The organism is Arsenicicoccus sp. UBA2120, assembly GCF_002330965.1.
Lineage (GTDB): Bacteria > Actinomycetota > Actinomycetes > Actinomycetales > Dermatophilaceae > Arsenicicoccus > Arsenicicoccus bolidensis.
Genome location: NZ_DCYC01000107.1, coordinates 22,691 through 37,481 on the forward strand (window position 1 = coordinate 22,691; position 14,791 = coordinate 37,481).

Genomic DNA, 14,791 nt, shown 5'->3' on the forward strand with positions numbered 1-14,791 from the left:
GAGGAAACACTCACGATCTTTGGGCGTGCGGGCGCCGGGTGCGCGGCGGCCGGGTCAGGCGGTGCGCAACCCCAGCTCGGCGGCCACCAGCTCGGCGATCTGGACGGCGTTGAGCGCCGCGCCCTTGCGCAGGTTGTCGTTGGCGACGAACAGCACGAGGCCCTTGCCGTCGTCGACGGACTGGTCCTGGCGGATGCGCCCGACGTATGACGGGTCGGCGCCCGCCGCCTCGAGGGGCGTCGGCACGTCGCGCAGCTCGACGCCCGGCGCGGACGCCAGCAGCTCGGTGGCCCACTGCACCGAGATGGGGCGGTCGAACTCGGCGTTGATCGACAGCGAGTGGCCGCTGAAGACGGGGACGCGCACGCACGTGCCGGAGACGCGCAGCTCGGGCAGGGCGAGGATCTTGCGCGACTCGTTGCGGAGCTTCTGCTCCTCGTCGGTCTCCAGCGAGCCGTCGTCGACGATCGAGCCGGCCATCGGCAGGACGTTGTAGGCGATGGGGGCGACGTACGTGGCGGGCTCGCCCAGGTCGACGGCCGACCCGTCGTGGGTCAGGCCCTCGATGGCGCCCTCGCCCGCGTCGGTGCCGCGGCGCACCTGGCCGGCCAGCTCCTCGACGCCGGCGAGACCGGAGCCCGACACGGCCTGGTAGCTGGAGACCACGAGCCGCTGCAGGCCGGCCTCGTCCGCGAGGGGCTTGAGCACCGGCATCGCGGCCATGGTCGTGCAGTTGGGGTTGGCGATGATGCCCTTGGGGCGGTCCTTGATCGCGTCCGGGTTGACCTCGGAGACGACCAGCGGGACCTCGGGGTCCTTGCGCCAGCCGGAGGAGTTGTCGACCACGACGACCCCGGCCTCGGCGAAGCGCGGCGCCTGGGCCTTGGAGGTCGTGGCGCCCGCGGAGAAGATCGCGATGTCCAGGCCGCTCGGGTCGGCGGTCGAGGCGTCCTCGATCGTGATCTCCTGCCCGCGATAGGTCAGGGTCTTGCCCGCGGAGCGCGCCGAGGCGAACAGCCGCAGCGAGGCGACCGGGAAGTCGCGCTCCTCGAGGATCCGCAGGACGACGGTGCCGACCTGGCCGGTGGCGCCGACGACGCCGAGGTTGACTCCAGTGCTCATGTCAGTCTCCTAGTGCAGCAAGCGAGCTCGGTATGGCGGAAGGCCCGCCAGGCGTCAGCGTCCGGTGCCGCCGTAGACGACGGCCTCACCGGACGCGCTGTCCAGCCCGAACGCCGTGTGGACGGCGCGCACCGCGTCGTCGAGCTGGTCGTCGCGGGTGACGACCGAGATGCGGATCTCCGAGGTGGAGATCATCTCGATGTTGATGCCCGACTGGGCCAGCGCCCGGAAGAAGGTCGCCGACACCCCGGGGTTGGACTTCATGCCCGCGCCGACGAGCGAGAGCTTGCCGATCTGGTCGTCATACTGCAGCGACCGGAACCCGACGCGGTCCTGGACCCGGCCGAGGAACTGGGCCGCCTGCGGGCCGTCCGTCTTGGGCAGGGTGAAGGAGATGTCGGTCAGGCCGGTCTCCACGGCCGAGACGTTCTGCACGATCATGTCGATGTTGACGCCCGCCTGCGACAGCGCCTCGAAGACCTCGGCGGCCTTGCCCGGGTTGTCGGGCACGCCGACGATCGTGATCTTGGCCTCGCTGCGGTCGTGCGCGACTCCGGAGATCAGGGATGCTTCCACGTCTGCTCCTTCGGGGTGGTCCATGACGAGGGTGCCCTCCTTGTGGGAGAAGGACGACCGCACGTGGATCGGGAGGTTGTAGCGGCGGGCGTACTCGACGCAGCGCAGCATGAGGATCTTGGCGCCGTTGGCGGCCAGCTCGAGCATCTCCTCGCTGGACACGCGGTCGAGCTTGCGCGCCGTCGGGACGATGCGGGGGTCGGCGGTGAAGACGCCGTCGACGTCGGTGTAGACCTCGCAGACGTCCGCCTCGAGCGCCGCCGCCAGCGCCACGGCCGTGGTGTCCGAGCCGCCGCGGCCGAGGGTGGTGATGTTCTTGGTCTCCTGCGAGACGCCCTGGAAGCCGGCGACGATCGCGATGTGGCCGTTGTCCATGGCCCCGCGGATCCGCCCCGGCGTTACGTCGAGGATGCGGGCCTTGCCGTGCTGCTCGTCGGTGATGATGCCCGCCTGGCTGCCCGTGAACGACTGGGCGGTGTAGCCGAGGTTGGCGATCGCCATCGCCATCACGGCCATCGAGATGCGCTCGCCGGCGGTGAGGAGCATGTCCATCTCGCGCAGCGGCGGCAGCGGGCTGATCTGGGTCGCCAGGTCGATGAGCTCGTCGGTGCTGTCACCCATGGCGCTGACCACGACGCAGACGTCGTTGCCGGCCTTCTTGGTCTCGACGATCCGGCGGGCGACACGCTTGACGCTGTCGGCGTCCGCGACGGAGGAACCGCCGAACTTCATGACCACCAGGCTCACGGTGTCGCCTCTCGGGACGGGGATGGGGCGGTGCCAGCCTAGCGAGCGCAGCCGCCGCGCCTGGTCAGCGCCGCATCCCGAGATGTCGGGTCGAACCCAGGCCGATGGACCTACCTCAGGCGGTCACATCGGCCTGGCGTGCGAAGGCGGGCCGATGTGACCGCCTCGGGTAGGTTCAGGAGGTGCGCTACCTGCTGCTCGCGTGGGGCTCGCGCGGCGACGTCCAGCCCTTCGTCGCCCTGGGGCTCGGCCTGCGCGCCGCGGGGCACGAGGTCACCGTGGCCGCGACCCTGGACTTCGAGGCGTGGATCCGCGAGGCGGGGCTCGGCTACACGGACTTCGGCGTGTCGGTGGCCGAGCTGTCCCGGACCGACCTCGGCCGCCGGTGGCTCGGGGGCACGTCCCGCAGCACCGTCGCCGAGCTGCGGCTCATGCACGAGGTCAGCACCCTGGCCGCCGACGTCGTCTCCACCACCCTGCTGCGCGCGGCGCCCGACCACGACGTGCTGCTGTCGAGCACGCTGACCTTCGAGGCCGGGTGGGCGCTGGCCCGCGCCACCGGGATCGGTCACGCCATCGCGCTGTTCGCGCCGGTCCTGCAGACCTCGCTCGGCTCGTCCTACGTGTATGCCGCCCTCCCCGGCCGCCGCACGATCCTCAACCGGGCCGTCGGCGCCCTCACGTCCACGGCCGTCCAACCGGTCATCGCGCCGGTGGCGGCCGAGCTGCGCCGGCGCCTGGGCCTGCGGCGCCCCGGCCCGCGTCAGCTCCTCCACGACATCCGCTCCACGCCGACGCTCATGGCGGTGAGTCCCCACGTCGTGCCGCCGGCGCCCGACTGGCCGATGCCCGTGCAGGTCACGGGCTTCTGGACGCTCCGGGGCGGCGCCGGCCTCGACGACGGCGGCGGCCACGTCCCCGGCCGCGTCGCCGACCCGACGATCGTCGACTTCCTCGAGGCGGGTCCGCCGCCGGTCTACGTCGGCTTCGGGTCGATGAGCGCGGCCGACCCCGAGGCCAGCTCGCGGCTGCTCTCCGAGGCCGTCCGGGCCGCGGGCGTGCGTGCCGTGGTCCTGCGCGGCAACGCCGACCTGCACGTGACCGGCGACGACGCGCTCACCGTCGAGGGCGCACCCCACGACTGGCTCTTTCCCCGTATGGCGGCCGTGGTCGGGCACGGCGGGGCGGGCACGACCGGGGCGGCCTTTCGCGCCGGGGTTCCGCAGGTCGTGGTGCCGCACATGGGCGACCAGGCCTACTGGGGGCGGCGCGTCGACGCGCTCGGCTGCGGGCCGGCGGCCATCGCGCGACGAGAGCTCACCGCGGAGCGGCTAGCGGACGGCATACGAGCCGCTCTGTCACCCGGGTGCGGCGTCGCGGCCGCCAGGCTCGGCGAGCAGGTGCGCGCCGAGGACGGCGTGGCGTCAGCGGTGGATCACCTGACGCGGATCTTCGACCGCTGACTCAGGTGTGCAGCGCGTCGAACTCCGCCTCGGCCACGATCTCCTCGTCGGCGTCGAGCCGGATGTGGGACAGCACCGACTGCAGCACGCGCAGCGCCGACGCTGCCCGGTCCCCCCACGAGGACAGGTAGGAGAACTGCCACCACCACAGCGCCTCGACCGGACGCCCGGCCTCGTGGTGCTGCAGGCCGTGGACCAGGTCGACGACGATCGAGGCCAGGTCGTTGGACAGGGATCCCGCGGTCAGCTCGACGGAGGTGACCGGGTCGACGACGTCGGCATACTCGTCCAGACCCTCGAACAACCGCGCCAGACCGTCGCGGACCGGGTCCGTGTCGACGTCGGGTCCGGGGTCGGGCTCGAACTTCTCGACCAGCACCACGTCCTGGATGGCCCCGAGGCGCGCACCCGTCAGCAGCACCTGCGAGAGGCCCAGCAGCAGGAAGGGGATCGCGGAGTCGGGCGCATCACCCCTGGCCACGTCGGTCACGATGTCGCAGAAGGCGCGCACGTCCTCAGCGGTCTGGCGCTCCACCGCGGCCAGGTCGTCGGCCATCGTCCGGTCAGACATTGAGCATCCTCCTACCCTCGAACGCCCTCCCGAGCGTGACTTCGTCGGCGTACTCCAAGTCTCCACCCACCGGCAGACCGCTGGCGAGGCGGCTGACCTTGAGCCCCATCGGCCCGAGGAGGCGCGCGAGATAGCTCGCGGTGGCCTCGCCCTCGAGGTTGGGGTCCGTGGCGATGATGATCTCGGTGATCTCGGTGCTGCCGAGCCGGGCCATCAGCTCGGTGATGCGCAGGTCGTCCGGGCCGATGCCGTCGATCGGGCTGATCGCGCCGCCGAGCACGTGGTAGCGCCCCCGGAACTCGCGGGTCCGCTCGATCGCGACGACGTCCTTGGGCTCCTCGACCACGCAGATCAGACCCGCCTCGCGGCGAGGGTCCCGGCAGATGCGGCACTGCTCGGCCTCGGCGACGTTGCCGCACACCACGCAGAAGCGCACCTTGGCCTTGACCTGCACGAGCGCGTCCACGAGTCGCTGCACGTCGGCCTGGTCGGCCTGCAGCACGTGGAACGCGATGCGCTGCGCACTCTTGGGACCGACGCCGGGAAGTCTCCCGAGCTCGTCGATCAGATCCTGGACAGCACCCTCATACACATCCGCGAGCCTATGCCCTGCCACCGACAAACCCCGTCGCGCCGGGCTGACGATCGCGAGTGACCGGGCTCCCCGGGAGCGAGGTTGTCGGGCTCGGGTGGTGGGGTCCGCGCTCGTCGGCCAGAGTTGACCGTATGACGACCGCCGCTGCCTCGCGTCCCATCCGCATCGGGCTGCAGCTGCAGCCTCAGCACGCCACCTATGCCCAGCTCCGCGACGCCGTCAGCCGGGCCGAGGACCTCGGCGTGGACATCGTCTACAACTGGGACCACTTCTACCCGCTCAACGGTGACCCGGACGGCGCGCACTTCGAGTGTTGGACGCTGCTCGCCGCGTGGGCCGAGCAGACGACGCGGGTGCAGCTCGCGCCCCTGGTGACGTGCAACAGCTATCGCAACCCCGACCTGCTCGCCGACATGGCCCGCACGGTCGACCACGTCAGCGACGGCCGGTTGATCCTCGGCATCGGCTCGGGTTGGTTCGAGCGCGACTACGACGCGTACGGCTACGAGTTCGGCACCGCCGGCTCGCGGCTCGACGACCTCGCGGAGTCGATGCCCCGCATCAAGGCGCGGTGGGCGGCGCTCAACCCGCCGCCCACGCGCGACATCCCCGTCCTCATCGGCGGTGGCGGCGAGCGCAAGACGCTGCGGATCGTGGCGCAGCACGCCGACATCTGGCACACCTTCGCGACGGGCGAGGAGCTCGCGCACAAGGCGTCGGTGCTCCGCGACCACTGCGCCGCGGTCGGGCGGGACCCCGCCGAGATCGAGATGTCGGTCGGCGTCGGCGGACGTGGGCGTGACGGGCGGCAACCCGAGGCCCCGGAGGTGGAGGGCACGCCGCTGCTCGAGCTGGGCGCGACGACCTTCACGATGGGCATCAGCGGGCCGGACTACCCGATGGAGCACGTGGAGCCCTGGCTGCGCTGGCGGGACGAGCTCAACGCCGCCGGCTGACCCGGCACGCCCACGCCCGCAACACCGTGCACTCTCCGCGCTCGCAGCTCACAAACGCACGCTCCTGGCGCCCCCAACCCGCACAACGCGCGCTCGCAGCTCACAAACGCACGCTCCTGGCGCCCCCAACCCGCACAACGTGCGCTCCCATCTCACAAACGCACGCTCCTGGCGCCCCCAACCCGCACAACGCGCGCTCCCAGCTCACGAACGCTGGCCCGCGGCGGTGCTGGTCAGGCCTGGGCGGAGCGGTCGTTGGTCGTGCCCGCGAGCTCCTGGCCGGTCAGCGCGTGGATCGCCGCCATCACCTCGTCCGTGACCTGGCGGCGGGCCTTGGCCGCGGGGACGCCGACGAAGCGCCCCGCCACCTCGATGGGGGTGCCGAACTTGACGGTGACCTTGGCGATCCGGGGCCACCGGGCGCCGACGGGCTGGATGTCGGGGGTGCCGATCAGGCCGACCGGCACGATCGGGCAGCCCGCCTGCAGCGCCAGCCAGGCCGCTCCGGTCTTGCCCTTGTAGAGACGACCGTCGCGCGATCGCGTGCCCTCCGGGTAGATGCCGGTGGCACCGCCGCGGCGGAGGACCTCCAGCTGCGCCTCGAGCGACTGCTGCGCGGCGCGGGACGAGTCGCGGTCGACCGGGATCGCGCCGACGGCCTCGAACATCTCGCGACGGATCGCCCCGGCGACGCCCGTGCCCGTGAAGTACTCCGCCTTGGCGAGGAAGGCCACCTGACGCGGCGCGGCCAGCGGGATCACGAAGCTGTCGATGAAGGACAGGTGGTTGCTCGCCAGGATCACCGGCCCACGCCGGGGGACGTTGTCGATGCCGTCGATGTGCGGTCGATAGATCGCGTGGGTCACCGGCTTGAGCACCGAGTGGACGAGTCGGTAGAACATGGACCCTCGCAGTCGACGGAACGGGCGTGCGGGCCGAGCCTAGCGGTCCCGTGCGTGGGGACAGACCTGCTGGCGCGCACCGCGTCCGTATGCCGGTCCCACCGCCATGCGCGCCACCGTCAGGGGGTGCGCTCCTCGATGACCTTGCCGCCGAGGATGCTGGCGATGACCGCCGGCCCGGCGGCACCCCCGTCGACGCTCTCGTCGTCGGTGCTGACGTCCTCGTCGGAGACCCGCTTGACCTGACGACCCTGGCCCTGACGTCCCTCCTGGGCAGCGGCCCGGCGCATCGCGCGCTGGTAGGGCGACAACGACGCCTCGTCGACCGGAACCGACTCGGGGTCGACCGGCTCGTCCTCGTCGCGCGGCTCACCAGCTGCGGAAGGTCGCGCGGGCCGGTCGGAGGTCTGACCGGAGCCGCGTGAGTCTCCGGCCTGCCCTGGGCCGCGTGAATCTCCGGTCTCTCCACCGCCGGGGGCGCGTGATCCCGGTGCGGCTGCTGCTGGGGGTGATGCCGACGAGGGGCCGGTCGCCGGATCCGACTCCGCCGCCGAAGGGGAGGGCGTCGCCCAGTCAGGAGCAGGGGAACCTGCCGCCCAGCCTCCCGAGCTGTCGTCGCCGCGGGACGGCGCACCGCCCATCCCCATGGCTTCGCGCATCTCCGGGGAGGGGGCATCGTCGTGGGCCGGTGAGCCCCCTTGTGACCGACCGCCCCCGTGCGCCGGAGCTGCGGGCCCGGAGCCAGCGTGGTCCGGTGGCGCCGAAGGCTCGGCCGTCGCCGGGCGGGGCGCCTGCTGACGCGGTGCGCCGTGGCCACCACCGCCGCCGCTGGCGTGCGACGCCAGGGGCACGCCCTCGACCTGGGCGTCCACGCCGATCACGTCGATGAGCGCCTGACGCACCACCTCGGCGTGGACCTTGCTGGTCGCGAAGCGTTGGGCCACTCCGGGATTGTTGATGCCGAGCACCACGCGGCGGCCGTCGAACTCCATGATCTGGGCGTGCTCGGACAGCATCGTCCAGGTCACGCGCTTCTCCTTGAACACGGTCGCCAGCACGTCGGGCCAGGCGCGACGGAGCATGTCGGCGTCGACCCCGCCGTGAGTCTGGGGTGCGCTCTGCGGGTGTGCGGCTGCCGGCCGGGTCTCGCGCACCTGCTCCTGCTGCAGCGCCTCGCGCTCCTCGGCCGAGACGCCACCGCTGCGAGGCACGTCACCCGGGGTGGGCTGGGCGGGCGGCGGCTCGTCGCTGACCCTCGAGGCGTCGGCCGCCACCTGCTCACGACGCTCCTCCCCCTGCTCGGCAACGGGGGACGGCGACGAGCTCACGGTCGGCGAGGGGGCCGAGCTCGACGACGGGGACGACGGTGCAGGCACAGCAGGCGCCTGCGGCTGGGAATGGGGCTGCCCCTGCGCCTGGGACGAGGACTGGGCTCGTGACGGGGAGGCTGCAGCCGCGGCTGCCGGAGCGGAGGAGTCGGCGGGACGCCGGGCGGCGGCGCGTGCGGCCTCGGCACCGCTCAGACCACCCTGGCGCGAGTCCGAGACCCCACGCGAATCGGCACCCGGCTCGGCGGACGCGGGGTGGCCACCCCCCAGCTCCATGCGGCGCTCGAGGCGGTCGATGCGGGCGGCATACCCCTGCTCGCCGGCGGCCCCGGGCAGCAGCAGCCGGGCGCAGATGAGCTCGAGCTGCAGGCGCGGCGAGGTGGCGCCGGTCATCTCCGTGAGGCCGGTGTTGACGACGTCGGCGGCGCGGGACAGTGCCCCGGCGCCGAAGCCGGCCGCCTGCGAGCGCATCCGCTCGAGCTGGTCCTCGGGCACGCCGCGCAGCACGGCGGCCGCGCCCTGGTCGGTGGCCAGGACGATGATCAGGTCACGCAGCCGCTCGAGCAGGTCCTCGAGGAAGCGGCGCGGGTCCTGGCCCGACTCGATGACCTTGTCGATCTGACGGAACACGGCGGCCCCGTCGGCGGCGGCGAGCGCGTCGACGGTGGCGTCGAGCAGCTCGACCTCGGTGAAGCCGAGCAGCGCCGCGGCCCGCTCGTAGGTCAGCCCCTCGTCGCCGGCGCCCGCCATGAGCTGGTCGAGCACGGACAAGGAGTCACGGACCGAGCCGCCACCCGCGCGCACGACGAAGGACAGCACGCCCTGCGCCACCTGCACGCCCTCGGTGTCGCACAGCTCCTGCAGGTAGTCGGTCAGCCGGGCGGGCGGCACCAGCCGGAAGGGGTAGTGGTGGGTGCGCGAGCGGATGGTGCCGATGACCTTGTCCGGCTCGGTCGTCGCGAAGACGAACTTCACGTGCTCGGGCGGCTCCTCGACGATCTTGAGCAGCGCGTTGAAGCCCTGCGGCGTCACCATGTGCGCCTCGTCGATGATGTAGACCTTGTAGCGCGAGCGCGCCGGGCCGTACGACGCCTTCTCCCGCAGGTCACGGGCGTCGTCGACACCACCGTGGCTCGCCGCGTCGATCTCGATCACGTCGACCGATCCCGCGCCACCGCGCGCCAGGGCCACGCACGACTCGCACGTGCCGCAGGGGGTGTCGGTCGGTCCCTGCTCGCAGTTGAGGCAGCGCGCGAGGATGCGGGCGGAGGTCGTCTTGCCGCAGCCGCGCGGACCGCTGAACAGGTAGGCGTGGCTGGCCCGACCGGATCGCAGGGCCTGCATCAGGGGCTCGGTCACGTGCTCCTGCCCGATGACGTCGGCGAACGTCTCGGGGCGGTAGCGGCGGTAGAGGGCTGTGCTCACGAGAACGACCCTAGTGGTCGCCTCTGACAAGGGGTATGCCGTCGCGCCGGCCTGCGGTGGCCGTGACGGCATACGCGCTGGTCCACCGGCAGGAGGGGGGCATGAGAAGACCCCCCGCGCACCTGGAAGAGCTCTCTTGCCCTTGCTGCATTCCTGCCCTGGGGGAGTTGGGAGAGGTACCACCACGCGGGGGGCCGGTCCTCATGCTAGTGCAGCCCCCACCCCATCAGCCAATCCCGCCGGGCAGCCCGTTCGCCGCCCCGCGGACCGCCCGAGGGGTCTGTCGGACCCCTGACGTAGCCTGCAGCGCATGACGGAGGAGACCAGGTCCAGCAACGCGATGCGGCGTTCGCTCGCCCGAGCGCGGGACGGCAAGGCGCTCGACGCCGCCGAGGCCGAGGTGCTGCTCGGGGCGCGAGGGACGGACCTTGAGGCGCTGTGCTCGGTGGCCGGACGGGTCCGCGACGCCGCGATGGTCCAGGCGGGGCGACCCGGCACGGTCACCTACTCCCGCAAGGTCTTCGTCCCGCTGACGCGCCTGTGCCGCGACCGCTGCCACTACTGCACGTTCGCGACCACGCCAGGACGCGTCGAGGCTCCCTACCTGTCGCTCGACGAGGTGGTCGAGATCGCCCGCGAGGGCGCGGCGCAGGGCTGCAAGGAGGCCCTGTTCACCCTCGGCGACCGCCCCGAGGACCGGTGGCCGGCGGCACGAGAGTGGTTGGACAGCAAGGGGTATGACGACACCCTGGCGTATGTCCGCGCCGCCGCGATCCGGGTGCTGGAGGAGACCGGGCTGCTCCCCCACCTCAACCCCGGCGTCATGAGCTGGTCCGACCTGCAGCGCCTCAAGCCGGTCGCACCCTCGATGGGGATGATGCTCGAGTCCACCTCGACGCGGCTGACCGAGCCGGGCGGACCCCACTTCGGCTCGCCCGACAAGGACCCGGCCGTGCGCCTGCGCGTGGTCGAGGACGCGGGCCGGGTCGGCGTGCCCTTCACGACGGGGATCCTCGTCGGCATCGGCGAGACGCCGGCCGACCGCGTGGAGTCGATCCTCGCGATCAGGCGCCTCGCCCGGGAGTACCACCACGTGCAGGAGGTGATCGTCCAGAACTTCCGCGCCAAGGACGACACCGCCATGCGGGCCTCCGAGGACGTCGGGCTCGAGGAGTACCTCGCGACGATCGCGGTGACCCGCGTCCTGCTCGGCCCGGGCACGAGCGTGCAGGCGCCGCCCAACCTCAGCGACATCGAGGACTGCGGGCGCCTGCTGGCCGCGGGGGTCGACGACTGGGGCGGGGTCTCGCCCGTCACGCCCGACCACGTCAACCCCGAGCGTCCCTGGCCCGAGATCGAGCTGTTGCGGACGGTCACGGAGGCCGCGGGGCTCGAGCTGCGCGAGCGCCTGACGGCTCACCCGCGGTTCGTGCAGGGCGCGCTCGGGCGGGACGAGGCGTGGATCGATCCGCGGCTGCACCCGCACGTGGCCGCCCTGGCCGACCCGGCGACGGGGCTGGCGCGCGAGGGCGTGCGGCCGGAGGGCCGGACCTGGCAGGAGCCGGACGGCGGGGCCGAGGGCGGCGGCCTGGCGCAGAGCCGGGGCCGCGTCGACCTGCACGCCTCCATCGACACGACCGGCCGGTCCGAGGACCGACGGGGCGACTTCGACGAGGTCTACGGCGACTGGGCGGCCGTCGCCGAGCGGGCGACCACGAGCGCGGCAGTCGCGGCACACGGCAGCGGCGTCTCGACCCCGTCCGACGCCCGGCAGGCGCTGGCACGCGCCGAGGCGGACCCGGCGGGGCTGTCCGACGAGGACTACCTCGCGCTGCTCACGAGCGAGGGCGACGACCTCGAGGAGGTGACCCGGCTCGCCGACGACCTGCGGCGCGAGACGGTCGGCGACGAGGTCACCTACGTCCTCAACCGCAACATCAACTTCACCAACGTCTGCTACGTCGGGTGCCGGTTCTGCGCGTTCGCTCAGCGCAAGACCGACGCCGACGCGTTCACGCTGTCCCTGGACGAGATCGCCTCCCGTGCCACGGAGGCCGTGGGGCTCGGCGCCACCGAGGTGTGCCTGCAGGGCGGGATCAGCCCCGACCTCCGGCCCGGGGACTACGCGCGGATCGTGCGGGCGATCAAGGACGTCCAGCCCCAGCTGCACGTGCACGCCTTCTCCCCCATGGAGATCGCCACCGCCTCCGCCAAGGCCGGCGTCTCCCCGCGCGCGTGGCTCGAGGAGCTCCGCGAGGCCGGGCTGGACTCGATCCCCGGGACGGCCGCCGAGATCCTCGACGACGAGGTCCGCTGGGTGCTGACCAAGGGCAAGCTGCCCACCGCGCAGTGGATCGAGATCGTCGAGACCGCCCACACGCTGGGGATCCCCAGCTCCTCGACCATGATGTACGGCCACGTCGACCACCCCCGACACTGGGTCGGCCACCTGCGCACGCTCGCCGGGATCCAGGACCGCACAGGAGGATTCACGGAGTTCGTGCCACTGCCGTTCGTGCACACCAACGCACCGGTCTATCTCGCCGGGGTCGCCCGTCCCGGGCCGACGCTGCGGGACAACCGCGCCGTGCACGCGGTGGCCCGCATCCTGCTGCACGGCCGCATCCGCCACGTGCAGACGTCCTGGGTCAAGCTCGGCGTCGACGGCACCCGGCTGATGCTGCGCGGCGGCGCCGACGACCTCGGCGGCACGCTGATGGAGGAGACGATCAGCCGCATGGCGGGCTCGGAGCACGGGTCGGCCAAGACCGTCGAGGAGCTGCGCGAGATCACCGACGGCATCGGGCGGCCGCTGCGTCAGCGCTCGACCACGTATGCCGAGCTGGTCACCCCTGCCTGACCCCTCCTGACCGCAAGGCGCCGGACCGCGGCACCAGGCCCGCGGCGGCGCCGGCAGCGGGCTTGTCGGCATACGGCAGGAGCAGACTCCCCGGACATGTGCAGAGGCCCCGCACCGAACGATGTCGGTGCGGGGCCTCTGCTGTGGCGGAGGATGGGGGATTTGAACCCCCGAGGGTTTTATCCCAACACGATTTCCAATCGTGCGCACTAGGCCACTATGCGAATCCTCCGCCGAGCAATGTACCGGATGGGGAGGCCCGGCTCACAATCGAGCGTCACCGCCCCGTCGCCGGACGTTCACCCGCCTCAGTTGCTGCAGGTCTGGGTCCCGGCCGGGACCGCGATCCCGTCGAAGGCCGCCGCGATCGACGAGCACTGCGCCGAGCCCTTGCCGTAGATCGCCTTGGCCTGGCGGATCGCACCCTCGCGGGCGGCGGCGTAGCCGGAGCGGGAGGTCAGCTCGTTGGTGAGGGCGGAGTACCAGACCTTGGCTGCGACGTCGCGGCCCGCGCCGACGACGGCCTTGCTGTTGCAGGTGGGGCTGTTGTAGCTGACGCCGCCGACCGACTTGGCGCCAGAGCCCTCCGAGGCGAGGTAGAACCAGTGGTTGAGCGGGCCCGACGAGTAGTGGACGTTGAGCCGGCCGACCTTGGAGGAGTAGCAGTCAGGGCTGCGACCGTCCTTGCTCGGCTTGTCCATGTAGCGGAAGGGCGCGCTGCCCAGCTCCTCGCCGATCAGGTAGTCGCCGGCGTCGACCGGGCTGGCGGCGTAGAACTCGACCATGGTGCCGAAGATGTCCGAGGTCGCCTCGTTGAGGCCGCCGGACTCCGCGCGGTAGGCCAGGCCGGCGGTGTTCTCGGTCACGCCGTGGGTCATCTCGTGGCCGGACACGTCCAGCGAGGTGAGCGGGTTGGCGTTGCCCGCACCGTCGCCATAAGTCATCTGCGTGCCGTCCCAGAAGGCGTTGTCGTAGGCGTTGCCGTAGTGGACCCGCGAGGGCGCCCCCTTGCCGGTGTCCCAGATGCCCTTGCGGCCGAAGGTCGTGAAGAAGTAGTCGTAGGTCTTCTGCGCGCCGAACTGGGCGTCGACCCCGACCGACGCGCGGTCGGACATCGTCCCGTTGCCCCAGACGTCGTCGGCGTCGGTGAGGACCGTGCCCGCGCCGGTGGTGGTGCCCTTGAGGTCGGCGGTCCGGTGCCCGAGGGCGTCGACCATCTGGAAGCTCGGCGCCGATCCGCTGGTGCCGACGGTGACGTTGCCGACGTGGATGCCGTTGCCCGTGCCGGGGGTGACGGTGTCCCAGCTCTCCAGCACCGCACCGGTCTTGGCGTCGACGGCGACGTGCAGCGCGGTGGGGGTCTGGTCGGTGCGGATGCCCTTGACGACGACCTCGTGGGCCAGGCGCGGGCCGGCGTCGCCGTTGTGGATCACGAGCTCGCTGCTGACCGTGGGGGTGCCGGCAAGACCGGTCGCGGTGGCGCGAGCCGTGGCCTGGGCGGCAGTGGCGCTGACCTTGGGCGTCTTGTCAGAGAGGGCGACCGCACGACCGCGACCCCAGGTGGTGCGCCGCACGGCACCCTTGGCGTCGGAGTGGACGACGATGTCGCCGCCGACGACGCGCAGTCCGTCGACGCGACGGTCGTAGCGCGTGTGGGTCACGCCGTCGGGGGTGCGGCCGACGGTGCGCTGGATGAGCTGCTCTCCGGAGCCGAGGCCGAGCGCCCGCGCGGTGGCCCCGGCGGCGTCGGAGGGGGCGGCGGGGGCGGCCGACGACGTCGCGGGGGCGAGGGTGGCGGCGAGCGCCAGGGCCAGCGGGGCGGTCAGGGCAGCAGCGGTGCGTGCGCGAGACATGGATCCTCCGGGGGGTCGTCGATGGATCTCCGCGGGGGCGGAGCGGGGGCCATCGACCCGTCGAGCAACGGGTGGGGGGAATCTACGTCCTGCAACCGTTCCTGGGAAGACCCTGACCAGCATGAGATCCGAGCGATCACAGATGCGCAGGTCAGGGGGCTACCCGCCGGTATGACGATCAGCCCGACCTCACGGAGCGTCACCATCTGGCGGCGACCGGGCCGCCATACGACCGGCGAAGGTCAGCCCGGTCAGGCACATCCGCCAGGGCCCGGCACATCGACCTGGGTCCGGCACGTCGACCTGCGGTGCCAACCCAGGCTGATGTTCCTACCTCAGGTAGGCACATCGACCTGGCGTGCTAACCCCGGCCTGATGAGTTCCTAAGGGGAG

10 protein-coding genes, 1 tRNA gene and 1 other RNA gene are annotated in these 14,791 nt (G+C 72.3%); 3 read left to right on the plus strand and 9 right to left on the minus strand.

Translation table 11 applies throughout. From position 1 onward, the window contains the following. Positions 1 to 54: 54 nt before the first annotated feature. On the minus strand, positions 55 to 1,122 hold the full coding sequence (locus B2P18_RS18195) for an aspartate-semialdehyde dehydrogenase (protein ID WP_286961833.1): 1,068 nt from the start codon (positions 1,120 to 1,122) through the stop codon (positions 55 to 57). A gap of 54 nt (positions 1,123 to 1,176) precedes the next feature. Beyond that, entirely contained in the window at positions 1,177 to 2,445 is a 1,269-nt protein-coding gene (locus tag B2P18_RS18200) for an aspartate kinase (protein WP_286960037.1), read from the minus strand. 182 nt (positions 2,446 to 2,627) lie between these two features. Here B2P18_RS18200 and B2P18_RS18205 point away from each other — a divergent pair, with 182 nt between their 5' ends. After that, entirely contained in the window at positions 2,628 to 3,908 is a 1,281-nt protein-coding gene (locus B2P18_RS18205) for a glycosyltransferase (RefSeq protein WP_029211740.1), read from the plus strand. Between the two features lies 1 nt (position 3,909). Here B2P18_RS18205 and B2P18_RS18210 read toward each other — a convergent pair whose 3' ends face one another. Beyond that, positions 3,910 to 4,479 (minus strand): DUF5063 domain-containing protein, encoded by a 570-nt coding sequence (locus tag B2P18_RS18210; RefSeq protein WP_037212828.1) that lies wholly within the window; start codon positions 4,477 to 4,479, stop codon positions 3,910 to 3,912. Beyond that, positions 4,472 to 5,071 (minus strand): recombination mediator RecR, encoded by a 600-nt coding sequence (gene recR / locus B2P18_RS18215; protein WP_029211738.1) that lies wholly within the window; start codon positions 5,069 to 5,071, stop codon positions 4,472 to 4,474. The genes B2P18_RS18210 and recR overlap by 8 nt, the downstream gene beginning before the upstream one ends. A gap of 134 nt (positions 5,072 to 5,205) precedes the next feature. Between recR and B2P18_RS18220 the strand changes: the two genes are divergently transcribed. Then, positions 5,206 to 6,030, plus strand: a complete 825-nt coding sequence (locus B2P18_RS18220) for an LLM class F420-dependent oxidoreductase (RefSeq protein WP_029211737.1) — start codon at positions 5,206 to 5,208, stop codon at positions 6,028 to 6,030. Between the two features lie 233 nt (positions 6,031 to 6,263). Here the strand turns inward: B2P18_RS18220 and B2P18_RS18225 are convergent, their stop codons facing one another. From B2P18_RS18225 to ffs, 3 genes are all read right to left on the minus strand, one after another. Continuing rightward, positions 6,264 to 6,932 (minus strand): lysophospholipid acyltransferase family protein, encoded by a 669-nt coding sequence (locus B2P18_RS18225; protein ID WP_029211736.1) that lies wholly within the window; start codon positions 6,930 to 6,932, stop codon positions 6,264 to 6,266. Positions 6,933 to 7,051: 119 nt separating this feature from the next. Continuing rightward, positions 7,052 to 9,685 (minus strand): DNA polymerase III subunit gamma and tau, encoded by a 2,634-nt coding sequence (locus B2P18_RS18230; RefSeq protein ID WP_286961838.1) that lies wholly within the window; start codon positions 9,683 to 9,685, stop codon positions 7,052 to 7,054. A gap of 102 nt (positions 9,686 to 9,787) precedes the next feature. Continuing rightward, an RNA gene (gene ffs, locus B2P18_RS18235) (signal recognition particle sRNA small type) lies at positions 9,788 to 9,884 on the minus strand. Between the two features lie 111 nt (positions 9,885 to 9,995). Here ffs and B2P18_RS18240 point away from each other — a divergent pair. Beyond that, on the plus strand, positions 9,996 to 12,545 hold the full coding sequence (locus tag B2P18_RS18240) for a bifunctional FO biosynthesis protein CofGH (protein ID WP_239266646.1): 2,550 nt from the start codon (positions 9,996 to 9,998) through the stop codon (positions 12,543 to 12,545). Between the two features lie 144 nt (positions 12,546 to 12,689). Here the strand turns inward: B2P18_RS18240 and B2P18_RS18245 are convergent. Continuing rightward, positions 12,690 to 12,777 (minus strand) — tRNA-Ser (locus tag B2P18_RS18245). A gap of 76 nt (positions 12,778 to 12,853) precedes the next feature. Beyond that, positions 12,854 to 14,398, minus strand: coding sequence for a M4 family metallopeptidase (locus tag B2P18_RS18250; protein WP_286961840.1), 1,545 nt, complete (start codon positions 14,396 to 14,398; stop codon positions 12,854 to 12,856). Positions 14,399 to 14,791: the final 393 nt, after the last annotated feature.